Origin of the sequence: Alkalihalobacillus trypoxylicola (assembly GCF_001590785.1) — a bacterium.
GTDB classification, from domain to species: domain Bacteria; phylum Bacillota; class Bacilli; order Bacillales; family Bacillaceae_D; genus Alkalihalobacillus; species Alkalihalobacillus trypoxylicola.
On record NZ_LTAO01000001.1, the window covers coordinates 342,104 to 364,908 of the forward strand.

At 36.6% G+C, this 22,805-nt stretch carries 21 protein-coding genes and 1 pseudogene; 1 reads left to right on the forward strand and 21 read right to left on the reverse strand.

Translation table 11 applies throughout. From position 1 onward, the window contains the following. Nucleotides 1-8: 8 nt before the first annotated feature. The 20 genes from hslV to AZF04_RS01745 form a co-directional block, all read right to left on the reverse strand. Nucleotides 9-554, reverse strand: a complete 546-nt coding sequence (hslV, locus tag AZF04_RS01650; protein WP_045479472.1) for an ATP-dependent protease subunit HslV — start codon at nucleotides 552-554, stop codon at nucleotides 9-11. A gap of 41 nt (nucleotides 555-595) precedes the next feature. After that, nucleotides 596-1,510, reverse strand: a complete 915-nt coding sequence (xerC, locus tag AZF04_RS01655) for a tyrosine recombinase XerC (protein ID WP_061947292.1) — start codon at nucleotides 1,508-1,510, stop codon at nucleotides 596-598. Between the two features lie 60 nt (nucleotides 1,511-1,570). Continuing rightward, the gene (trmFO, locus tag AZF04_RS01660) at nucleotides 1,571-2,878 is read right to left on the reverse strand and encodes an FADH(2)-oxidizing methylenetetrahydrofolate--tRNA-(uracil(54)-C(5))-methyltransferase TrmFO (RefSeq protein ID WP_061947293.1); all 1,308 of its coding nucleotides are present in this window, start codon (nucleotides 2,876-2,878) and stop codon (nucleotides 1,571-1,573) included. A gap of 275 nt (nucleotides 2,879-3,153) precedes the next feature. Beyond that, the gene (gene topA, locus AZF04_RS01665; protein WP_061947294.1) at nucleotides 3,154-5,226 is read right to left on the reverse strand and encodes a type I DNA topoisomerase; all 2,073 of its coding nucleotides are present in this window, start codon (nucleotides 5,224-5,226) and stop codon (nucleotides 3,154-3,156) included. Between the two features lie 124 nt (nucleotides 5,227-5,350). Continuing rightward, nucleotides 5,351-6,160: a DNA-processing protein DprA gene (gene dprA / locus AZF04_RS01670; protein ID WP_235599896.1), complete on the reverse strand. Its 810-nt coding sequence runs from the start codon at nucleotides 6,158-6,160 to the stop codon at nucleotides 5,351-5,353. A 552-nt stretch (nucleotides 6,161-6,712) separates the two neighbouring features. Continuing rightward, nucleotides 6,713-7,627 (reverse strand): succinate--CoA ligase subunit alpha, encoded by a 915-nt coding sequence (gene sucD / locus AZF04_RS01675; protein ID WP_045479484.1) that lies wholly within the window; start codon nucleotides 7,625-7,627, stop codon nucleotides 6,713-6,715. 17 nt (nucleotides 7,628-7,644) lie between these two features. Continuing rightward, complete coding sequence (sucC, locus tag AZF04_RS01680; RefSeq protein ID WP_045479487.1) at nucleotides 7,645-8,805, reverse strand: ADP-forming succinate--CoA ligase subunit beta; 1,161 nt, start codon at nucleotides 8,803-8,805, stop codon at nucleotides 7,645-7,647. 269 nt (nucleotides 8,806-9,074) lie between these two features. Continuing rightward, nucleotides 9,075-9,458, reverse strand: a complete 384-nt coding sequence (gene mnhG, locus AZF04_RS01685) for a monovalent cation/H(+) antiporter subunit G (protein ID WP_061947295.1) — start codon at nucleotides 9,456-9,458, stop codon at nucleotides 9,075-9,077. Continuing rightward, nucleotides 9,445-9,720, reverse strand: coding sequence for a Na(+)/H(+) antiporter subunit F1 (locus AZF04_RS01690; protein WP_061947296.1), 276 nt, complete (start codon nucleotides 9,718-9,720; stop codon nucleotides 9,445-9,447). The genes mnhG and AZF04_RS01690 overlap by 14 nt, the downstream gene beginning before the upstream one ends. Further along, nucleotides 9,713-10,198 carry a Na+/H+ antiporter subunit E gene (locus tag AZF04_RS01695; protein WP_061947297.1) on the reverse strand — a complete coding sequence of 162 codons (486 nt, stop codon included), beginning with the start codon at nucleotides 10,196-10,198 and terminating at the stop codon, nucleotides 9,713-9,715. Before AZF04_RS01695 ends, AZF04_RS01690 begins: the two co-directional genes overlap by 8 nt. Nucleotides 10,199-10,203: 5 nt before the next feature. Further along, nucleotides 10,204-11,688, reverse strand: a complete 1,485-nt coding sequence (locus AZF04_RS01700) for a Na+/H+ antiporter subunit D (RefSeq protein ID WP_061947298.1) — start codon at nucleotides 11,686-11,688, stop codon at nucleotides 10,204-10,206. Continuing rightward, a complete protein-coding gene (locus AZF04_RS01705; RefSeq protein WP_061947299.1) occupies nucleotides 11,681-12,019 on the reverse strand; it encodes a Na(+)/H(+) antiporter subunit C in 339 nt (112 codons plus the stop codon). Before AZF04_RS01705 ends, AZF04_RS01700 begins: the two co-directional genes overlap by 8 nt. Further along, the gene (locus AZF04_RS01710) at nucleotides 12,019-12,453 is read right to left on the reverse strand and encodes an MnhB domain-containing protein (RefSeq protein WP_061947300.1); all 435 of its coding nucleotides are present in this window, start codon (nucleotides 12,451-12,453) and stop codon (nucleotides 12,019-12,021) included. Before AZF04_RS01710 ends, AZF04_RS01705 begins: the two co-directional genes overlap by 1 nt. After that, a complete protein-coding gene (locus AZF04_RS01715; RefSeq protein WP_061947301.1) occupies nucleotides 12,450-14,858 on the reverse strand; it encodes a Na+/H+ antiporter subunit A in 2,409 nt (802 codons plus the stop codon). Before AZF04_RS01715 ends, AZF04_RS01710 begins: the two co-directional genes overlap by 4 nt. Before the next feature lie 890 nt (nucleotides 14,859-15,748). Further along, nucleotides 15,749-16,069 (reverse strand): EscU/YscU/HrcU family type III secretion system export apparatus switch protein, encoded by a 321-nt coding sequence (locus AZF04_RS01720; RefSeq protein WP_061947302.1) that lies wholly within the window; start codon nucleotides 16,067-16,069, stop codon nucleotides 15,749-15,751. Continuing rightward, nucleotides 16,066-17,745, reverse strand: coding sequence for a hypothetical protein (locus tag AZF04_RS01725; protein WP_061947303.1), 1,680 nt, complete (start codon nucleotides 17,743-17,745; stop codon nucleotides 16,066-16,068). The genes AZF04_RS01720 and AZF04_RS01725 overlap by 4 nt, the downstream gene beginning before the upstream one ends. Before the next feature lie 20 nt (nucleotides 17,746-17,765). After that, nucleotides 17,766-18,590 (reverse strand): ribonuclease HII, encoded by an 825-nt coding sequence (locus tag AZF04_RS01730; protein ID WP_061947304.1) that lies wholly within the window; start codon nucleotides 18,588-18,590, stop codon nucleotides 17,766-17,768. Between the two features lie 220 nt (nucleotides 18,591-18,810). After that, a complete protein-coding gene (ylqF, locus tag AZF04_RS01735) occupies nucleotides 18,811-19,674 on the reverse strand; it encodes a ribosome biogenesis GTPase YlqF (protein WP_061947305.1) in 864 nt (287 codons plus the stop codon). A 12-nt stretch (nucleotides 19,675-19,686) separates the two neighbouring features. Beyond that, nucleotides 19,687-20,244, reverse strand: coding sequence for a signal peptidase I (gene lepB, locus AZF04_RS01740; RefSeq protein ID WP_045479518.1), 558 nt, complete (start codon nucleotides 20,242-20,244; stop codon nucleotides 19,687-19,689). Nucleotides 20,245-20,405: 161 nt separating this feature from the next. Beyond that, complete coding sequence (locus AZF04_RS01745) at nucleotides 20,406-21,005, reverse strand: hypothetical protein (protein WP_061947306.1); 600 nt, start codon at nucleotides 21,003-21,005, stop codon at nucleotides 20,406-20,408. Between the two features lie 294 nt (nucleotides 21,006-21,299). Here AZF04_RS01745 and AZF04_RS21090 point away from each other — a divergent pair. Continuing rightward, nucleotides 21,300-21,419 (forward strand): annotated as a pseudogene (locus AZF04_RS21090) (SDR family oxidoreductase); the annotation flags it as partial. Between the two features lie 409 nt (nucleotides 21,420-21,828). On the opposite strand, the gene AZF04_RS01750 reads toward AZF04_RS21090, so the two are convergent. After that, on the reverse strand, nucleotides 21,829-22,800 hold the full coding sequence (locus AZF04_RS01750; protein WP_061947307.1) for an N-acetylglucosamine kinase: 972 nt from the start codon (nucleotides 22,798-22,800) through the stop codon (nucleotides 21,829-21,831). Nucleotides 22,801-22,805: the final 5 nt, after the last annotated feature.

Sequence of the window (22,805 nt, forward strand, 5' to 3'; positions counted from 1 at the left end):
AATAGTCATTAGTTAATCTCTTCAATTACAATCTGGTCATTCGTATACACACATAACTCACCAGCCGTTTCGAGAGCAGCGGTCGCAATTTCTTTAGCGCTCAATTGAGGTGCATATTTTTTTAGTGCACGACCTGCAGACAGTGCATAATTACCTCCAGAGCCAATCGCTAAAATTCCATCGTCTGGTTCAATTACTTCTCCAGTACCAGAAATGAGCAATAAATGATCTTTATTCATCACAATTAGCATAGCCTCTAGTTGTCTTAACATCTTGTCACTGCGCCATTCTTTTGCTAATTCGACAGCTGCGCGCTGAAGATTTCCACTATATTCTTCTAATCGGCTTTCAAATTTCTCATAAAGAGTAAATGCATCAGCAACGGAACCAGCAAAGCCGGCGACAACCTGATTTGAAAATAATTTTCGAACTTTTTTAGCTTTATGCTTCATTACAACAGTATTTCCAAAAGTTACTTGTCCATCGCCACTCATGGCACATTGTCCATTATGAGAAATAGCAAAAATGGTGGTTGCATGAAATTGTGAACTCATATTGCACCTCTTCTTTAAACAATTTATCGAGATAGCTTTTGCTAAGCTCTTGGATGATGATTGATATATACATCTCTCAAGCGTTCTTTTGTTACATGTGTATAAATCTGAGTAGTGGATAAACTTTCATGACCTAACAAATCTTGAACAACTCTTAAATCAGACCCGTTATTTAATAAATGAGTCGCAAAAGAATGACGTAAAGCATGTGGACTAATTTTTGTCGTAATTGCGGCTGCTTTTACCCTTTTATCTAAAATGGTTCGATAGGCACGAACAGATAGTGTATTTCCACGATAATTAAGAAAGAGCGATTGTTTCTCATTTGAAGCAGATGATCCCTGACTTAATTTTACTCTTCCGTCATTTAAATACATGTTCAATGCCTCACATGCAAAAGCTCCAACTGGAATGTATCTTTCTTTTCTTCCTTTTCCACGTACAAACACCATACCAATCGAAAAATCAAGGTCATGTATTTGTAAATTAGCACATTCACTAACCCTCATACCCGTTGCGTAGAGCAGCTCAATGATAGCCCGGTCTCTTTGCATTAACGGTTCATTTCCCTGAAGAGAAGCAAATAATTGCTCCATCTCTGTTTCATAAAGAAAATTAGGTAACTTATTCGCTTGTTTAGGTAAATGTGTTACATGAAAAACATTTTCCTGTATATAATTTTCTCTCTCTAGAAATCGAAAGTAAGACCGAAGTGCTGAAATTTTCCTAGATACGGTTTTACGAGAAAGCTTTTTATCAAACAAATAGGTTAAATATCGAAAACAACTTTCATTTGTGACAGAGACGGCCTTTTCAATCCCTAAACCTTTTGCAAAAGTAAAAAAATCAGAAATATCCTTTTGATAACTAGAAAGGGTATGAGGAGAGCAATTTTTTTCAAGTTTTAAAAATAGAAAAAACTGCTCAACAAGCCCCTGTTCATGAGAATTCTGCACCTCTTTCACCTCACAAAGCTACTAAATTCTATCATGATTTTTTAAAGGAAACAATAAAATCTATATATTTTTCACAAAATTCTGAATTTCTGCCAATGCTCGGTTAGCCAACTTCTCATAACGTTCTTTTTTATTACGGATCCTTTCTTCAAAAGGAGGTAGTAATCCAAAGTTCGCATTCATTGGCTGAAAGTTTTTGGCGTTTGCCGTCGTAATATATTGGGCCATACTTCCAATAACCGTTTCACTTGGAAACTCTATAGTTGGTAAGTGATGGACTAGACGAGAAGCATTAATTCCTGCAATCAATCCAGCAGCTGCTGATTCAACGTACCCTTCTACGCCTGTAATTTGACCAGCAAAGAAAAGGTCTTCTCGATTTTTATATTGGTAGGTAGCTTTTAATAAATTAGGTGAGTTTATAAAGGTATTACGGTGCATAACACCATAACGGACAATTTCTGCATTCTCTAAACCAGGTATAAGCTGTAAAACTTCCTTTTGTGGTCCCCACTTCAAATGCGTTTGAAAACCAACAATATTATAGAGAGTTCCCGAGCTATTATCTTGTCTTAATTGAACGACAGCGTAAGGTCTCTTCCCTGTTTTCGGGTCTTCTAATCCTACTGGCTTCATCGGACCAAAAAGCATTGTTTTTTTACCTCTATTAGCCATTACCTCAATAGGCATACAGCCTTCAAAGAAAATTTCCTTCTCAAACTCTTTTAAAGGAACTGTTTCAGCGGCGATCAACGCTTCGTAAAACCGATTAAATTCCTCTTCCGTCATCGGACAGTTTAAATAAGCTGCTTCACCTTTATCATACCTTGACTTTAAATAGACTTTATCTCTATCAATGGAATCTGCATCAATAATTGGTGCAGCGGCATCGTAAAAATATAAATATTCTTCTCCGGTTAATTGTTTTAATTGATTAGATAATGAGGCAGATGTTAATGGACCTGTCGCAATAATCGTTGGGCCTTCAGGAATTTCTGAAACCTCTTCTGAAACAACTGTTACATTTGGGTGATTTTTCACTTTATCTGTAACAATCGCTGCAAAATCGTGGCGATCGACAGCTAACGCTCCACCAGCCGGAACAGATGCTTGATCGGCTGCTGCAATGATAACCGAGTCAAGCTTTCTCATCTCTTCCTTCAAAACACCTACAGCATTCGTTAATGCATTAGAGCGCAAAGAATTACTACATACTAGCTCTGCGAATTTATCTGTATGATGGGCAGGTGTCTGCTTAGTGGGTCTCATTTCGAATAACTTCACCTGAAGTCCTCTTTTTGCTAATTGCCATGCGGCCTCACTGCCAGCTAATCCAGCGCCGATGACATTTACCTGTTGTTCACTCATTCCATGACTCCTCCTTAAAAAAATATGAACAATTTATGAACAATGACTTTATAAAGAAAATGACACGTTTAGGACCTTACATTTTTAATATAAAAAATTTATAAAAATACAAAAATAGTTAGGCAAAAGTCTTTCTATCCCTTTGTAAAGCCAACTTCTACATACAAACGCCTTCACCCTTTTTGGAAGGTGAAGGCTTAATAAGTAGTACAGCTTCTTCCTATTGCAATCATATCATAATACTTTTTTCTACAATATTCAACAAAAATGCTTAATCAATTTGTCTCTTCTTTGTAATCGCATTTTGTACACTGCACATGGATTCCTTTTTTGGACTTCTTCTCAACAAGAAGACTTTGACATTTAGGGCATGGTCGATTAATCGGTTTATCCCAAGATAAAAAGTCACATTCAGGGTATCGATTACAACCATAAAATACTCTTCGTTTTTTACTTTTTCTTTCGACGATTTCCCCTTTATGGCAAGTTGGACATGTAACTCCTATATCCTTTACAATCGCTTTTGTATTGCGACAATCCGGGAAATTGGAACAGGCCATAAACTTTCCGTAACGCCCCATTTTATAGACCATTTCGTGTCCACACTTCTCGCAATCTTCACCGGCGGGTTCATCTTTAATCTCTACTTCTTTCATTTCTTCTTCCGCTACGGACAATCGCTGTTCAAAGTCTTTATAAAAACCATCAATAATACTTACCCAGTTATTGGAGCCCTCTTCTACAGCATCTAAGTCTGTCTCCATTTTTGCTGTAAATTCAACATCAAGAATTTCCGGAAAGAACTCTACGATTAGTTCTAATACAATTCCTCCAAGCTCTGTTGGGATAAAACGTTTCTCCTCTAAAGCCACATATCCTCTGCGTTGAATCGTGTCTAATGTTGGAGCGTATGTGGACGGACGACCTATTCCAAGCTCTTCTAATGTCTTAACGAGCCTTGCTTCAGTATATCTTGGAGGCGGTTGAGTAAAGTGCTGATTCGGTTGAATCTCTTGCTTTTCCACTTTATTCCCTTCCTTTAAATCAGGTAGAAAGCTTTCTTCATCCTGGTCTCCATCATCATTTCCTTCAATATACAGCTTCATAAAGCCAGCAAATTTTACCTTTGAACCGTTTGCACGGAAGATAACGCCCTCATTTTCTAAATCAACACTCATCGTATCCATAATAGCAGAAGCCATTTCACTTGCTACCATACGCTCCCAAATCAATCTATATAAACGAAGTTGGTCACGCGATAAATATTCCTTCATTTTTTTAGGCTCATAAAAAACGGAAGTGGGACGAACTGCTTCGTGTGCGTCTTGTGCATTCGTACTTTTTTTCTCGGTTCTTTTTTCTTTACGTACATAATCCTTACCGAATTGACCTTCAATATACTGCTTTGCCTCTGCTTTGGCTGTATCTGAAATACGAGTAGAATCCGTACGCATATAAGTTATAAGACCGACTGTTCCTTCTTTTCCAAGATCAATTCCTTCATATAATTGCTGAGCAATCATCATCGTTTTTTTAGCTCGGAAATTTAGCTTTCTAGCTGCTTCTTGTTGCAAAGAGGATGTCGTAAAAGGAGCAACAGGATTTCTCTTCCGTTCTTTCTTTGTTACAGACGTAACGAGGAATTGCTCGCCTTTCATTCTTTGAAGAATTTGCTGAACCTCTTCTTCAGAACTTAAGCTTTTTCTCTTTCCATCTGTTCCATAAAACTTAGCATCAAAAGAATTTTGATCGAGTTGAAAATTGGCCTCAATACTCCAATATTCTTCTGGCACAAAATCATTAATTTCCTTTTCTCTTTCTGTAATTAACTTGACAGCAACAGATTGAACACGCCCTGCACTTAGTCCTTTTTTTACTTTTTTCCATAGTAGAGGACTGATGTTGTACCCAACTAGTCTATCTAAAATTCGTCTCGCCTGTTGCGCATCGACTAAGTTCATATTAATTTTTCTTGGTGTTTTAAATGCATCTTTTATCGCTTGTTTTGTTATTTCATTGAAAACGACACGACATTCTGAATCTTGATCGACCCCTAAACTGTGAGCTAGATGCCAAGCAATGGCTTCTCCTTCTCTGTCAGGGTCAGCCGCTAAATAAATTTTCTTCGCTTTTTTGGCGGCCGTTTTTAATTCCTTTAATACGGGTCCTTTACCTCGAATTGTAATATAACGTGGTTCGAAGTCTTTTTGCACATCTACTCCCATTTGACTTTTTGGTAAGTCCCTTACATGACCCATTGAAGCTTTCACAGCGTATTTTTTACCTAAATACTTTCCAATGGTCTTTGCTTTGGCGGGAGATTCTACGATTACTAAATAATCGGCCATAATGCAACTCCCTCTCTCGAAGATAAAATGAAATCTTCCCTATTATTAAACACACTTTCTATTTTTGTCAAACGAATGAAATAAAAAAATAGTAAAAACCTGTTATTTCTTACTAAAAAATCATTTAATATATTGCTTGTAAATCTTCAATAATGTCCTGTGCTTGCATGACTAGCTTCGCTCCTTGCTGTATTAAATAATTGCTTCCAGAAAAATTTTTTTCATAAATTGGCCCAGGAATAGCAAAAACATCTCGTCCTTGCTCTAACGCCTGATCGGCTGTAATCAAAGATCCGCTTTTCTCCTTCGCTTCTACAATGAGTACGCCGTGTGAAAGTCCGCTTATAATTCGATTTCGAGCAGGAAAATGCCATCTTTTTGGAGAAACATATGGGGGGTATTCGGAAACAATTAATGAATCTTTTTTTATCTCTTCAAATAAATGTTTGTTTTTTTGAGGATATATATGAAAAAAACCGGAACCTAGAACGGCAATGGTATGACCTTTATTCTGAAGAGCCAACTGATGTGCGACGGTATCTATTCCTAGAGCCATACCGCTGACTATTGTCCAATCGTCTTTAATAAGGGTGGGGAGAATCTCGCCCATACTTCGTTTTCCAATAGAAGATGGGGTTCGCGTACCAACAACTGCAAACATTTTTGATTGTAGTAATGAAATTTTTCCTTTTGTATAAAGGATAAGTGGGGGATCATAAATATTCTTTAATAAAGGAGGATAGTGAGGATCTAAAATCGTAATCGGATTCATTTCTCTTCTATTTAAATAGGATACAATTTGTCGAGGTGTAAATCGATGAAAATCTTCATACAGCTGTCGAGCTTGTAATGATGAAAAATGATATGTGGTTTGGAGGGAATGAACATCTAAAAGGAATATCTGCTCTAAATATGGATCGTTTTTTAATATCATAAAAGCTTTCTTATTAGTCATCCCTCGACAATAATGAAGGTGGATTATACGTTCTCGCAAATCTTGCAATCTAACACAGCCTTTCTTTTATGGTGTTATTTTATTATCATTCCTTCGACATATTGCTTCTTAATTCCTTTATTTGTTAATTTGTTTTTTTGATATTTTAATTGAAAGAATACTTTTCAATCGAAGTATATGAATACGTATAAACGCCTTTGAGAATAGATTCTCAAAGGCGTTTATGTTTTAGAGTAGAGACTAGGACAATCGGCATGAATGAAGAACTCTACGCATGTTAAGTCACCAGCTGTTCGCTAGCCTGAGACTATCCATGTCCGGTGGGGGTGCTCCCGAACCCACTTTTTTAAGCATTTCGGAATGGCCACTTCGTCAACAGCTAAAATTCTTCTTTCATAAAGAATCTACCCGTTCAACAAAACCCTCCTTCTTGTGAATAGAAGGAGGGTTCATGGTTCGCTATTATGTGTTTGCATCCATTACAAATCATTTCAAATTTCGCTAAATGAGATGATTTAAAAACAGGCTATATTAGTTACTCGCTTCATGAGTTAGGCATTTTTCATAAATACCTTGTTTCTTTAAAGCAGCAATTAACGTTTCACCCATAACAGAAGGCGTCTCAGCTACACTCACACCGCAGCTCTCAAGCGTTTTAATCTTTTCAGCAGCCGTACCCTTACCACCGGAGATAATCGCTCCAGCATGGCCCATACGCTTCCCTGGAGGTGCAGTTTGACCACCAATGAAACCAACCACTGGCTTCTTCATATTTTCTTTAATCCACTCTGCCGCCTCTTCTTCTGCTGTACCGCCAATTTCACCAATCATGATGACAGCATAAGTGTCCGGATCTTCATTAAATAGATTTAATACATCTATGAAGTTTGTTCCGTTCACAGGGTCTCCACCGATCCCAACTGCACTTGATTGACCAATACCGGCCGTTGATAATTGGTGAACCGCTTCATATGTTAATGTACCAGAACGCGAAACGACTCCTACATGACCTTTTTTATGGATATATCCAGGCATAATTCCAATTTTACATTCTTCTGGAGTAATAACACCAGGGCAGTTTGGTCCAATTAAACGTGTCTTCTTACCTTCCATATAACGCTTAACTTTGACCATATCAATGACTGGAATTCCTTCTGTAATACAAATAGCTAAATCAATTTCAGCATCTACGGCTTCCATAATTGAATCAGCTGCAAACGCTGGCGGTACATAGATAACCGTTGCATTTGCTCCAGTTTTAGCCACAGCTTCCGATACTGTGTTAAATACAGGAACTCCTTCAACCTCCGTACCACCTTTACCAGGCGTCACACCACCAACGATATTTGTACCATACTCAAGAGCTTGCTGTGTATGGAAAAGACCTGTTTTTCCTGTAATCCCTTGAACGATTACTTTTGTATCTTTGTTAATAAGGATACTCATTTGTTTGTCCCGCCTTTCTATTTCACTAGAGATACGATTTTTTGTGCACCATCTGCCATTGAATCTGCAGCCGTAATATTTAAGCCTGATTCACTTAAAATTTTCTTACCTAATTCGACATTCGTTCCTTCAAGGCGCACAACTAAAGGAATCTCTAATCCTACTTGCTTAGTTGCTTCAACGACACCTTCAGCAATAATGTCACATTTCATAATTCCACCGAAGATATTAACAAAAATACCTTTTACCTGATCATCAGATAAGATAATTTTGAACGCTTCTGTAACTTTTTCAGCCGTTGCACCGCCCCCAACATCAAGGAAGTTAGCAGGGTCACCATTATAATGTTTAATAATGTCCATCGTTGCCATCGCAAGTCCAGCACCATTTACCATACAACCGATATTACCATCTAATGCAATATAGCTTAAATCGTATTTAGACGCTTCAATTTCTTTTTCATCTTCTTCCTCTAAATCACGGAAATTAAGAACATCCTTTTGACGATATAGAGCATTGGAATCAAAGTTAAATTTCGCATCAAGAGCCATCACTTTTCCGTCACCAGTTGTCACTAATGGGTTAATTTCAGCGATAGATGCATCTTTTTCTACAAACACTTGATACAATCCCATCATAAATTTAACCGCTTGACCGATTAGCTCTTTTTGAATATTAATATTAAAGGCAATTCTTCTAGCTTGGAACCCTTGTAGACCTACTGCAGGGTCAATAATCTCTTTAAAGATTTTTTCTGGAGTTGCTTCAGCAACCTCTTCAATTTCTGTACCGCCTTCTTCTGACGCCATTAAAACGATTCTAGAAGTGGCACGATCTAAAACTAGACCAATATAATACTCTTTTTGAATATCGCAGCCTTCTTCAACAAGTAAGCGCTTTACTTCCTTGCCTTCTGATCCAGTTTGATGAGTGACAAGAGTTTTCCCTAAAATCTCATCAGCATATGTACGGACTTCATCTAAATTTTTGGCGACCTTTACTCCGCCAGCCTTTCCACGTCCACCAGCATGAATTTGTGCTTTTACTACACAAATCTCAGTACCTAAATTCTTGGCAGCTTCTACTGCTTCGTCTACAGAAAATGCCACTTTACCATTTGGAACTGCTACTCCATATTGACGTAGGAGCTCTTTTCCTTGATATTCATGGATATTCATTCTCTCCAGCCTCCTATCGGTAACTTAATTGTTTCCATTCACTCAAATTTTTGAATGATTTAGAACCATATTTATTTTAGCATTAATTTAAAAAATTTGGGAGGATTTTATTTCATTGAATCGACAAATTCTCCTTTTTTTTGATGAATGCCTCTCTCCATATATTTTTTTGTACCTACAAAAGAGTGATTTGTATTAGTGATTTTCATATAAATTTTATCATATATTCATATTTTTTCGTTTTGCCTTACAATCGTTGGTATTCACTTTTAGCCATTATTTTCTTGTTTTTTATCGTTATCTACATCCTTTAACTGATCATAATAAGGCTTTAATTCATCCCTCACAGAACTTTTGTGCAGAGAAGTTCCAGAACGATATGCCGTTCTAGCTATAATAAAAACCGCAATAGGAACTGTAATCACAATAAAGGCAATCCCAAGTAAAACCTTACCTAAAAAAAGCTGGTGATGATATAGAAAGTAAAGAAATGTTGAAAGCAATATAAGGATGGATGCTGTCACCGAGCTTTTACCTGTTGAATGAAGCCGTGAATAAACATCAGGTAATCGAATAATTCCAATACTAGCTATTACGCTAAAGGCACCTCCTAAAATCACCAAAATGATGATTAGCCATTCAATCGCGCTCAAATAAATCTCTCCTTTCAATAAATAAAGCAATCGATACAGAGCTTACAAATGCAATAATAGCTACGACAATAATGACATCCGTATAGGCATGGGTATCCTGCACCATCATGAGCATGCCAATAAAACTAATTAATAATAGACCGACGGTATCTAACGCCACAATTCGATCAGAAATAGTGGGACCAATAAAGGCACGAATGCTACTTAATAAAATCGATATTGTCACCACTACTAAAACAATTGTCAAAATGGTATCAAACATTGTCACGAGTCACCTCCAAAATTCGTTTCTCAAATGTTTCAAGAATAAAACGAATTTGCTTTTCACGATCTTCGGCTTCTAAAAAGTGAACAAAAAGCGTATCTCCTTCACTCGAAAATTCCATTGAAAGAGAGCCAGGTGTGAGAGTTAAGACTGCCGCTAACAATGTTTTTTCAGTTTCTGTTTTTAACTTTGTTGGAATCGCAATAATTCCTGGACTAATTTTAATTTTCGGGCTTAAAACAATTTTTGCCACATGTAAATTAGCAGATATAAGCTCCCTAAAGAAAACAAGGATAAAAATAACCGTCGCCCAAGCTCTTCCTAAATAAAAACGTTCTCCTTTTAAGCTTATAAAGAAATAGACGACACCAACACTAATCAAATAGCCAATTACGATATCTATGAGTGTCAAGCTGTTTTGAAAGAGGACCCAGGTCACTGTAATGACAACCGTCATAAAAATTTGAAATAACATCGTATCTACTCCCCTAATACCGCATCAATATATAAAGATGGGTTTAATAATTCATTGGCAATCACTAAAGAATAGGTGTAGACAGGTTCAGCAAATAAACCCATTAAGCAAGTGATGACTAATAATGGAGCAATTGGAGTAATTACTTTTCCTATTGAATACTCCTGCTGTTTGTTCGTTTGCTTTTCTGGTCCCCAGAAAACATTTAAGAATATTTTAATCATCGAAAACAATGTTAAAATCCCTACAAATAATCCTAAAAATCCAATAAAAAAGCTACCTTCTGTAAAAGCGGCTAAAATTAATGGGTATTTCCCAAAAAAACCACTTAAAGGAGGAATTCCAGCTATTGATAGACCCATTACGAAAAAGGACCATCCAAGGAAAGGATGTGACTTTAAAAGTCCTCCCATTTTACTTAAATCTGTCGTACCTGTTACTTTCTCCGTTGCTCCGGCATATAAAATGAGTCCCGTTTTTACGATCATATTGTGAGCAATGAAGAAAATAGCTCCAGCTAATGCAGTTGCTGTAAATAGACCTAATCCCATCAGCATATATCCAATTTGACTAATTATATGAAAAGCTAAGATTTTCTTGAAGTCAAATTGGGCGACCGCACCTAAAACACCAAGTAACATCGTAAAGCCAGCTAAAATAAGCATTAAGCTTTGATGAGTAAAATCTTGTTCGTGAATGAAAATTAATGAAAATACTCGAATAATCGCATAAACACCGACCTTTGTAAGTAATCCTCCAAACAAGGCGGTAACGGCTGCTGGTGGTCCATAATACGATTGTGGTAACCAAAAATAAAGTGGAAATATCGCCCCTTTTATCGCAAAAGCGATAAAAAACAAAATAGAAACGACGAGGATTGGACCTGTTTGTTCTAATTCTGTTACTCGTTGCGCTAAATGAGCCATATTAACTGTGCCAGTAATAGTATAAATAAAAGCAATCGCTGTTAATAAAAGCATAGAAGAAAAAACATTGATCACCGCATACTTAAACGTTTCTCGAAGCTGAAACTTCGAGCCCCCTATGACCATCAAGGCATAAGAGGATAGTAACATCACTTCAAAAAAGACAAATAAATTAAACAAATCACCTGTCAAAAAAGAGCCATTTACACCTGTTATTAAGAAAAAATAAAAGGAATAAAAATAAAACTTTTCTCTTTCAATATGCATAGTAGGGAAAGAAAACCATAAACAAACGAAACCAATTATACTAGATAAAACCACCATAAAAGTGGCAAGCGTGTCTCCGACAAAGACAATGCCAAATGGAGCTTGCCAGCCACCTATAGCTATGGAAATCGTTCCATTTAGATAAACAGTCACCGCTAAATAGATTGATACAATAAGCTGCACAAGCATCGCTAAGGTACTAACGATTCGTTGAAGGATAGGTTTTCTAACCAATATGATTAAGAGAGCTCCTACAAAAAAAGGAATAATAACAGGAAGCATGATTAAGTTATTCATCCTGATCACCTCTCAATCCTTCAACATCCTCCGTACGATGCTCTTCATAATTTCGATAAGCTAAAATAATTAAAAAGGCCGTAATTCCGAAGCTAATGACAATCGCAGTTAAAACCAACGCTTGCGGAAGGGGATCAGTGGCATGGTCTCCACTCATCTGTACTAAAGGTGGAACACCCTCACGTAAACCAGCCATGGTAAAAAATAATAAGTGTACACCATGGGCGATTAAAATAAGACCGATCGTAACCTTTATTAAGCTTCTAGTTAATAAAAAATAAGTTCCTACTGAGAATAAAACGGAAATAGCTATTAGCATCATCCATTCCATTATTCAGCATCCTCCACTATTGTCACAGTCGCCGCCATTGCCATACCAACCACTCCTATATAAATTCCTAAATCAAAGGGAACTGCTGTTGTAAGTTCCACTTCTCCCAAAAACGGGATTTGAAAATAATCAAAGTATTGAGTAAAAAATTCATCACCAAAAAATACTCCTACCATCCCCATTCCAAGAGATAATAGTAATCCAATGCTTATTAAAATCGGATAGGTCACTTTCATTAACGCTTTTCCTTTACCTCTACCAAAAAATAAATAAACAAGCATTAGTGAAAGTCCACCCATGAGTCCTCCTATGAAACCTCCACCTGGTTTATTATGACCTGCAAAAAAAAGATAAATAGAGTAAGCAAATAAGATGTAAATGACAACCGTTAGCAAAACTCTATACATTACATCGTGAGAGCGTGAAAACTTCAAACATCCTCCCCCCTTCCAAGTCGATGTCGAACCAACGTAATAATGGCTAAGCCTACTATTCCTAATACAAGAACTTCTAATAACGTATCAAGAGCGCGAAAATCTACTAAAATCACATTGACTATATTTGTTCCTCCACCGAGTTCATAAGCATTTTCTATATAAAAATCTGAAACTGGATCAAAATCTACTTCATTTCCAAATGAAAAAGCACTAGCTCCTATTAAAAACACTCCAAGTCCTACACTAATAGAAATTAATAGATTGATTCCCTTTTTTCTCTTTGAACGAAACTCTGGTTTAAACGCGGGCAAGTAACGAAAGGTTAATAAAAGTAACATAATCGTGACTGTTTCCACTAATAATTGAGTTAAAGCTAAATCTTGTGCACTAAATATGGCAAAAATCAAAGAAATCGAAAGCCCTACTAACCCTAAAACAATGATTAACGTTATTCTATTTTTCATGAAAGGTATAGCCAAAGTACTAATAATTAATATAAGAAGAATCCCAATAACATAGGGTGGAACATAAGACGCTTCACTTAATTGAAGCGAGACAGAATTAAATCGATAAAACGTATACCCGACAACACCTATTATAAAAAGAAGCATAAATACCATATAGTCTCTTAGACTTCCTGTCATTTGTAGATTCGTTATCCACTTAGAACTAACATCTAAGCCTTCGATACTTCGGTCAAATAACGTATGCAAAGGTTCTCTTTCTTTCTTAAAAAAAGAATATTTATTTTGAAAGAATGGTAATTTTCTATAAAGAAAGAATCCTAAAATAATTACAGCTAATGACATCATTAACTCTAAATTAATTCCATGCCACAAACTCAACTTCGTTTGGATTTGCTCTAGGTTGAGCTCAGGTAAAATACTTAAAACGGTTGGCTCCACAATAGAGCTCATCCACAAATTCGGAAAAATCCCCAATATTAATACAAGTGCTGCTAAGATGATCGGGCTGATTAGCATACCTATTGGAGCCTCATGAACCTTTTTATCGTATTGAGAGGCGTCGAAATCCCCTGTAAACGTTCTAAAAAAAATAATACTACAATATAAAAAAGTACCTACACTTGCTACCCAGCCAACAAAAGGAATCATAAATTCTAAACCACTATGAATGCCCATTTCACCAATTGAAAGTAAATTTGTAAAGAACATCTCCTTGCTTATAAAACCGTTAAATGGTGGAATTCCAGCCATTGCTGCTAAGCCTATAATAGACAGTGTACAGCTGACTGGCATTAGAGCCATAAGACCACCTAATTTCTTTATACTTCTTGTTCCCGTCTCATGATCAATAATTCCAACAACCATAAACAAACTACCTTTAAAAGTTGCATGGTTAATTAAATGAATGATTGCCGTTAAAATAGCCGCTGCGTAAATCTCCTTACTTTCCATAGAAGTAACTAAAAAGGTTTTCGAACCAATTCCTAATAATACAACGATTAGTCCAAGCTGACTGATCGTCGAGTAAGCTAATATGGCTTTTAAATCGGTTTGTCTAATAGCCGAAATAGCGCCCCACAAAAGAGTTAATAAACCAATACTTAATAAGAGCCATGACCAACTCTCCGTTAATCCGAACAAAGGGGTTAAACGAGCCATTAGGTAAATTCCTGCCTTCACCATCGTCGCAGAATGGAGATATGCACTAACAGGAGTGGGAGCTTCCATAGCATCGGGTAACCAAATATGAAATGGAAATTGAGCCGATTTGGTGAATGCGCCTAATAATACAAGGAGCATAGCTGGAATAAACAGAGGGCTACTCATCAATGTCTCAGACTGATTAATTAAAGCCTGAATACTGAATGTCTGCGCCTCGATATATAGAAGAAGAAACCCGGCCATCATACTAAATCCACCAAAAACGGTAATGAGTAATGACTTTCTAGCTCCATAAGTGGATTTTTCCCGATGAAACCAAAATCCAATTAATAAAGCAGAGGCTAAAGTGGTTAATTCCCAAAACACATAAAGAATCATTAAATGATCTGAAGTGACAATTCCAAGCATCGCCCCCATAAATAGGAGGAGGTAAACATAAAAATTATGTAGCTTTTCCTTTCGTTTATCTAAGTAAAAAATTGAATATAAAATAACTAGCGCACCCATACCTGTTATTAATAAAGCAAACAACAGACCAAGGCCATCTAGGTACGCTGAAAAATTCAAATCAAGAGATGGTACCCATTCTACTTGGTGAGAAATAGATTTTCCTGTTCGAATTTCTGATACGAACTGGAAAAAGTAAAGAAACAGAATGAGTGGAGTTGCTAATACATACCAACCAATATGCACATTCCTCATTAAATATCGAATAAAGGGTATGGTTATAGCAATTAAAAAAGGGCTGAGAATAGCCAAATGAAGAATGGACATGTTAACCTTCCTTTCTAATGGTGTTTTTCTTCCCCTTAAATTTGAAATGTAAGGAATGGTTTTAGAGGTTCTCTTAACGAAAATAGTTCCACAAACTATAACTAAAATTCCCGTAACCCTATCAAATTAAACTACTTTCCTCGTACGAATTACATATTTTAATATCCAAAAGTAAAAACGTATGAATAAAAAACACCACAGATTGAGATGAACAGCAGCTGTTCGCCCGCCCAAGACACTTCGCGTTTGGTTGGTTGGGAGATGCCGAATGAACTTTTTTTAAAAATAGATTTCGGCATGGTCACTACTTCCCACTGGAGTCTCCGTACCTTGCGTCCGTTAGCTTACGTCTTTCTTAGGAAATAAAAAAAACCTCCTTTTTTCACAGTAAGGAGGGTCCATTATTCATATCTTATATAATGAAAACCAAGCGGTTAGGTTTTTATTTTCACTTTAGGTAGATGCTTTCCCAAGGGCTTGTCTTCAGCTAACTCTGACTACGCAGAGCTTCGTCAGAGTGGATCTTCAGACTGCGCTGTTCCTTTGGGAGTCACTACCTTCCGTTACAATCAACAAGTGAATTCACAAACAGATGATCTTTAATAAAAACCGAACGGTTAGGTTTTTGATTTTCACTTTAGGTAGATGCTTTCCCAAGGGCTTGTCCTCAGCTAACTCTGACTACGCAGAGCTTCGTCAGAGTGGATCTTCACACTGCGCTGTTCCTTCGGGAGTCACTACCTTCCGTTTCAATCAAGAAGTTGATTCAGAAACATTCAAGACCTTTTTATAATGAATGTTCGGTTTTATTCACTTATAGAGCCATTATGAAATTCACTTATTTAGCTTCTTTAATGAAATGACTAGTAAGCCTTTATACTGAAATCCTTTTATAGTAGAGGGCGTTTTGACCCCTCTTCATCTTTAGGTTGAGATTCACCCGAATAAGTATCAAGCTGATAAATAAAGGCGAATATTTCAGCTACCAACTCATATAACTCCTCTGGAATTTGTTCATTTAATTCAAGTTGACTAAGCAAAGTAACAAGAGTCGGATCTTCTTGTATAGGAATATTCGCTTTTTTGGCTTCTGCAATTATTTCTTCTGCAACCAAATTTCTGCCCTTTGCTTTAACCGTTGGCGCTTGATCAATCCCTTTTGTATACTTTAAAGCAACCGCTTTTTTTACAGAGTCATCATGCTTACTCATATTAATATATCGACTCCTTGATAAGAGGAATTCCATCCTAAGCTTCTTGGGTTTTCCTTATTTTCTTCGCTTATCGGCTGACTTCTTTTCCATATGACCGTTTGTAATTCAAAGCCAGCACGTGTTAGCTTGTCTTTCAACAAAGGAGTGAGGAGCTTCAACAAAGGTTCCGGTTTTTCATTTTCATTGTACATAACGACGTGTAGATTTTTTTCTTTTATCTGAACATCTATCATTGTATCCTTTAGGTTCTGAAGCTGCAGAAAAAATAAAATTCGACAGTTTTCTAATTGTATTTGGTCATCTTCTTTTTTGGTACCTTGCCACTGAAAAGATAAATCCCATGACTGATCGCCCATCATCATAGGTAAAGTAAAGAGCATCGAAGAAACTGGTTCTTGAGTACTATTAGCCGTCAGTTGTAATTGCCAGCCCGTCAAATGAGAAAGAATTTGTTCAACTGTCTGCTTAATCGAAAGAGAATGCTGGTACCCATTCAATTGTAATAAGTTTCCCTTTAAAGATTCAATATTAACAGTGAGAGCCTGCTGCTGTTGGATTCTTTCTGCTAAATGTTGCTCAAATTGCAAGCCTAATCCTCCAAATAGACGGTTCAGCTTCATAGAAAGCTTATCTGCAGGTGAAGAACCATTCGTTATTTCATTCCACTGTGATTCGACCATTTGGCTCATAACCATTCTTTCCGCATTCGTAAGCTTACTAAAATTAGGAAGAGCCATTGTTTGCTCCCCTAGCTTTGAATGTAAGGTTTGAATGGCTTGTAGTAGCTTAGGATTTTGCTCTTTTAAAGCGGAAACCCAGTCTTGCTCTGCTCGCAAACCACCCTGCCTTTCCTGAAATCGCGCCGATTCTTTTGTAAAAGCATGTTGAAGAATCGATATAGCTTTTTCAATGGATGGGTCAGATGTTTGTTTGGCGATAAAAGCTTTCGCTGTTTCCAAGTCGGCATTTTGTAAGGAGGAAGTGACAGTCGAAATAAATAATTGCTGTAAAAGACTAGACGGCTTTTGATGTAAAAACTGACTTAATGTTTTTTCCAGTGATACTTGAGCATTTTGATAGGCTGTTCCTAAAGAAGAAAGTTGCTTCTGTAGCTTTGTTACATTTTCTATAAAAGAATTCGCTCCTTTATTGATTTGTAATAAGGCTAAATAACTCTCTTTTGTTAAAGGCCATTTTTTTTCAAGTAACGAAGCAACATGAGTGCTTGCTCCTTTTTCATTTGGATTCATCGATTGAAGTAATGAAATCGCCTGTTCAAACTCTGCTTTTGTAAAAGGAATACTTCTTGATAATAACTGTTCGAGAAAAGGTAACGTCCATTTAGTTGGTGCCTGACTAAGATATTTTACTATCCCCAAAGTCGAAGTGGTGCTTCCCTGAGCTTGCTGTAAAAGTAGTGGCTTTATAGTTGGTAGCTTCCTTCCCTTTAGCACCTCAAACCAATAGGAATGCCCTAACGTTAAACCAACCTCTAATTTCGCCATCATCGTCTGTCCTTGTAACGAAATCTTCGCCATATTTTGGGGAAATAGCTGCATAACTTTCCCTTGAAGGACCTGTCCTTCTTTAAGTGCCAATTTGGGTACCCCAACCGCTTGTTTAGGATTCTGTATGAACGCATTACTCTGAGTTTGGTTTAAATTCGTTAACACATCATTCACCACCTATTTCATTAAAATAATGAGGTTTGAACTGGTCCTGTCCCCTCCTGTCGAGATTGTCGAATACTTTCAGATACTGGTTGAAAGCTTTTACGATGCTCAGATGGTAGGATTCCAAATTTCTTTATTCCCTCAAGATGTTCCTTAGTTCCATAGCCCATATTTTTATCAAAATGGTATTGCGGAAATTTCTTATGTAATTGTTCCATATATGTATCCCTAGCAACTTTCGCCAAACAGGAGCTTGCTGCAATCGATAAACTTCTAGCATCTCCTTTTATTAAGGAAGTTTGTGGAATATCAACTGTAAGGTTCATCGCATCCACTAATAAATGATCCGCTTCTAATGAAAGAGATTGAACAGCTTTCTCCATCGCCTTTTTTGTAGCCTGATAAATATTCAATTGATCAATTTCAGCTGCTGTTGAAAAGATAATGGAATAAGATTGTGCTTCTTTTTTAATGATTTCAGCAAATTTTTCTCTTTTTTCTTTACTTAATTTTTTTGAATCATTTAATCCGAGCAGTTGAAAATCCTTTGGCAATATAACAGCTGCTGTTACAACAGGACCTGCCAATGGACCTCTTCCTACTTCATCTATGCCCGCAATATGCTGATATCCTTGGTCATATAACTCCCATTCAAATTTTAGCATGTCTTGATGCATTTCTATGAGCTTATTGTGTGCTTCTATTTTTCTTTGATGGCGCCTTAGCAAAGATTGAACGCCTTTACGAGAATCATTTTTTAATGCTTCTAATCTTTCTGTAGAAGAGTATTCTTCCTTGTCTAACCATTCTTCTACTTCTTTTATCGTCAATTCTTCTAATTTCATAGGTGATTCCTCACTTTTTATATCGGCTTTTTTTCGAAAATGTGATGCAAGTTAAAAGGAAGAGGATGAGAACAAAAATGTTAGGCTACCGGCTGCTTGCTCCTTCTATCCTTTCAAAAAAACCCTCCTTTTTCACAATAAGGAGGGTTCATGATTCGTTCTTGATGTTTGCATCCATCAAACATCATTTCAATCATATGGTGATTTAAACAGGTGTTGTCTAGGTCTGCTTGAGATTTTTCTCTGGAATTTCAAATGATAAACGACCTAATAACCCACTTCTTAGCTCTCTTAATATGGTTTCTGCGACTTTATCATAATCAATATATCCACCACTCATAATAAATCCTCTATTTTTACCGATTTGGTCAAATAATTCGACATTGTCATCTGCAAGCTCTGTTAGCTTATATCGCTCTTTCAAACGGTTTGGGTAATATTGCTTCAAATAGGTTAAAGCAAATAATGCTACATCTTGAAAATCCAAAATTTCATCCTTAATAGCACCCGTAACAGCTAAGCGAAAGCCTGTTTCTTTATCTTCAAACTTAGGCCACAATATTCCTGGAGTATCTAAAAGCTCTAATTGCTTACCGACCTTTATCCATTGCTGTCTTTTTGTGATACCTGGTCGATCTCCCACTTGTGCTGTTCTTTTCGAGGCTAACCGATTAATTAAAGTCGATTTACCAACATTAGGAATTCCTAAAATCATTGCCCTTATCGCTCTTGGCTTCATTCCTTTTGCTTTCATTTTCTCGATCATCGGAGAAGCTAATTGCTGACATACCTGCTGTATTTTTTCCGTTCCTTTTCCATTTTGAGAATTAATAATCAGAACAGCATGTCCTAGTTGTTCAAAATACTTTTTCCATTCTTTGGTTAAATGTTCATCCGACAAATCAGCTTTGTTAAGCAAGATGAGCCTTGGTTTGTGCTCAACAATTTTATCGATCATCGGATTTCTTGATGAAAGAGGAATTCTCGCATCAACGAGTTCAATAACGACATCTATCATCTTCAGTTGCTCTGTTACTTCTCTTCTTGCCTTAGCCATATGGCCAGGAAACCATTGTATTGTCATGCTATTACGCTCCTATTTTACGATCCTAATATCTTTTAATGGCCAAAAAACAACATTCGCCTGGCCTATCACTTCATCATAGTGTATGGTTCCGATATCACGACTATCTTTACTATGTCTTCGATTATCGCCCATGACGAATAAATGTTCTTCCGGAACCACTAATTCATTTGTTACATCATACAAAGTAAAATTATTCGTTAATGTTTCCCCAGAATAAGACGCTTTCAATTCCTCAAGATACTGCTCTTCTATAGGCTCATCATTAATATAAAGGGTATCTAAGCGAAATTCTATTTTATCTCCTGGTAAGCCGATCACTCTTTTTATGTAATCCTTCCCACCGGGAGCATGGAAAACAATAATATCGAACCTTTCAGGCTCTAAAAAAGAATAACCAATTTTATTAACAATCATTCGATCTCCATTTTGTAATGTAGGTGACATTGACTCCCCATCTACTACAATAGGTGCAAACAAAAAGTAACGTACTAAAAAAGCAATAATTAAAGCAATAAATAATGCTTTAATCCATTCCAAAGACCCTGATTTTTGTTTCTCTTTCTCCATTGCCTTGCCTCCAATAGTAGTCTCTTAGTTCATATTGTAGCACAATTCATAAGTAGATAATAGTTTAGACCTCCGCATCATACGACTAAACCTTTATTAGAATTTCGCTAATCATTGTAACCTTAAGAGTACTTTGGCAAAAGGATAAAATCCCTCATCAATCAATCAGATGATTGAATCTCATCTATAATCATTAATTGATGTGTATCAATGGCTCGATCAATCGCTGTATTTGTTAAATAATCCTGTGGATCATGTGGAATGGTGATATCTCTTTCACCATCAGAAAAAGTGTAAGAAATCGTAATCTGACTGCCTTCTTGTACGAGTCTTGTTGTATGATCTATATCCTCCCATAAAATTCCCTCTTCCGAGAAAGACCAGATGGAAATTTCATGTACACCTTGTTCATCTAAATAAATATAGTGATATATCGATAATAGGAAAATAGGAATTGATAAGCATCCTAGTAGGACATGCAAAGGACCCCATCTATAATCTTTATCTTTTATCTCGGACCATTTCATTGAAAAAAATAAGGAAAATAAGACAACAGCTATCCAAACCATTCCTAATCCAAATCCGATAAATGCCTCACTAGGACGAATGAATGTCCAATGAGAAGAGGAGAAAAACAAGAAATCTTGAATAAATAAAATAGCAACCATCGGCACTATGAGGGAAGTTAAAATAAGTATTACACCAATGGACATTACATATGGTAATAACTTATCCGACTCTACTTTTTTAAAAGAAAACATAAGATTTCACTCCTTATAAAATTGAAGAAAGATTAACATAAATTTAAGTTAATCCCTCTTTTATTTATGTTTCTACGAATAGCTATAAAAAAAGTTTCAAAAAATTATAAAAATGGAAACCTTTTTATAAATGGTATGATTTATTTAGCGATGAAAAAGGAGATTTATGATGGCAACAATCCTATAAACGATTAAAAAATGTAAATACTAAATCCCGGTTTTTAAAAGTTTTAGGACGTACTATTAATAAATACTCGTCTCTTTGTGTGCGTCCTCATTTATAGGAGGATTATAATGAAACCTTTAAATAGAAAAGTAGCTATTGTGACTGGAGCAAGTCGCTCAAAAGGTATCGGAGCAGCTATATGCCTCTCTCTCGCAGAAGCTGGAATGGATATATTTTTCACTCAATGGTATAAATTGATGAACTAGAGGTTAACAGGACAAACCATTCGTTGCGAAGGTGGTTTTTTAGGTTAAATAAACTATTAATGAAGACATATTCAGATTCAACAAAACAATCTCCGTCCCTTGAAAAAGGGGTGGAGATTGTTTTGTGCTACCAAATATGAAAGAGAATGGACTTTGCTCTGGTATATCCACGCACCTATGTGAGGTGCGACTGCGAAAACTTTTCATAATGCTATAAAATAGATACTTTTTTGTCTATTTGAGAACTATATTTATGAGTGTTCAAGCGGAAGCAAGTCGATTCCGACAGCTTTCGCCATTTTTCACGGTGCGAATCCTTTAGGGAATTTATGATCGCCTCCTATTCGCACTACTAGTTTTTTAGTAGTTATCTTTTTTAATTTCGACAAATTCACACATAGTCCTCTAAAAACCTATTCTGGAAGCTAATCTTATCTAAATTTTTATTGACAGCTTGAAAGGCAGCAATAACGGCTCCTGCTACTGGTGGTAATTTAGGTACGGTCACTTCTACTTGATTGATTCCATGGTCTTTTAACGTTTTCACGATATCATTCAATAATAAATCACTTCTATTCATCACACCGCCAGTAAGAACGACCGGGATTTTCCCTTCTAGTTGAAAGGTGCTTATCTGTATTAAAGCGGTAATTTGTTCCCCTAATTGTTGGGATTGATATTTAATAATCTCTAAAGCAACCTGGTCACGATGATCAGCAGCTAGCATGACGATTTTACTTAGTGAAGCTATCGTTGTCCTTGCTCTCTCCCCATAAATAAGGGGTATCATTGAATCAATTTGTTTAACTTGAAAATATTCTAAAAGAAGAGTGGATATCTCGGTGCTCGGACCACGATTATCTTTTTCTAAAAAAGCTGCATGAAGCCCTGCTCGACCAATTGCATAGCCACTTCCCTCATCTCCTATTAAATACCCCCAGCCACCAACTCGATGACGGTTACCCTTCGAATCTAATCCATATGTAACGGAACCGGTGCCAGAAATTTGTACAACTCCCGGCTCACCAAAAGTACCTGAGAAAAGGGCAATAACTGCATCATTATCAATGGTGACAGCTATCTCAGGTAATTGATTTTGTAAAATTTGCTTCATTTCCTCTTTGTATTTTGGTGACTCGATCCCCGATAAACCAGCAAAAACACTAACCACATTTTTATAAGCCTTTGGATTTTGAATACTTAATGAATGGACTAATTTTAGTAGTTCATTTTTGGCTTCATCGATCCCGATAGAATTAGGATTCGAAGTACCTCCTGTAGCCTGTGCCACGATTTCTCCAGTAGATGAAACTAAAATGGCAATCGTCTTCGTGCCACCACCATCAATGCCTATAACAAACATAATGG

Bases quoted from the DNA above. Each gene is read 5' to 3' on its own strand.
- AZF04_RS01715 (WP_061947301.1), bottom strand. From the start codon at position 14,858: ATGTCCATTCTTCATTTGGCTATTCTCAGCCCTTTTTTAATTGCTATA.
- dprA (WP_235599896.1), bottom strand. From the start codon at position 6,160: ATGATATTAAAAAACGATCCATATTTAGAGCAGATATTCCTTTTAGAT.
- AZF04_RS01720 (WP_061947302.1), bottom strand. From the start codon at position 16,069: ATGAGTAAGCATGATGACTCTGTAAAAAAAGCGGTTGCTTTAAAGTAT.
- topA (WP_061947294.1), bottom strand. From the start codon at position 5,226: ATGGCCGATTATTTAGTAATCGTAGAATCTCCCGCCAAAGCAAAGACC.
- trmFO (WP_061947293.1), bottom strand. From the start codon at position 2,878: ATGAGTGAACAACAGGTAAATGTCATCGGCGCTGGATTAGCTGGCAGT.
- AZF04_RS01705 (WP_061947299.1), bottom strand. From the start codon at position 12,019: ATGGAATGGATGATGCTAATAGCTATTTCCGTTTTATTCTCAGTAGGA.
- lepB (WP_045479518.1), bottom strand. From the start codon at position 20,244: ATGGAGAAAGAGAAACAAAAATCAGGGTCTTTGGAATGGATTAAAGCA.
- sucD (WP_045479484.1), bottom strand. From the start codon at position 7,627: ATGAGTATCCTTATTAACAAAGATACAAAAGTAATCGTTCAAGGGATT.
- AZF04_RS01695 (WP_061947297.1), bottom strand. From the start codon at position 10,198: ATGTTATTTCAAATTTTTATGACGGTTGTCATTACAGTGACCTGGGTC.
- hslV (WP_045479472.1), bottom strand. From the start codon at position 554: ATGAGTTCACAATTTCATGCAACCACCATTTTTGCTATTTCTCATAAT.
- sucC (WP_045479487.1), bottom strand. From the start codon at position 8,805: ATGAATATCCATGAATATCAAGGAAAAGAGCTCCTACGTCAATATGGA.
- AZF04_RS01700 (WP_061947298.1), bottom strand. From the start codon at position 11,688: ATGAATAACTTAATCATGCTTCCTGTTATTATTCCTTTTTTTGTAGGA.
- AZF04_RS01730 (WP_061947304.1), bottom strand. From the start codon at position 18,590: ATGAAATTAGAAGAATTGACGATAAAAGAAGTAGAAGAATGGTTAGAC.
- ylqF (WP_061947305.1), bottom strand. From the start codon at position 19,674: ATGACAATACAATGGTTTCCTGGCCATATGGCTAAGGCAAGAAGAGAA.
- AZF04_RS01745 (WP_061947306.1), bottom strand. From the start codon at position 21,005: ATGTTTTCTTTTAAAAAAGTAGAGTCGGATAAGTTATTACCATATGTA.
- AZF04_RS01750 (WP_061947307.1), bottom strand. From the start codon at position 22,800: ATGTTTGTTATAGGCATTGATGGTGGTGGCACGAAGACGATTGCCATT.
- AZF04_RS01690 (WP_061947296.1), bottom strand. From the start codon at position 9,720: ATGTTTGATACCATTTTGACAATTGTTTTAGTAGTGGTGACAATATCG.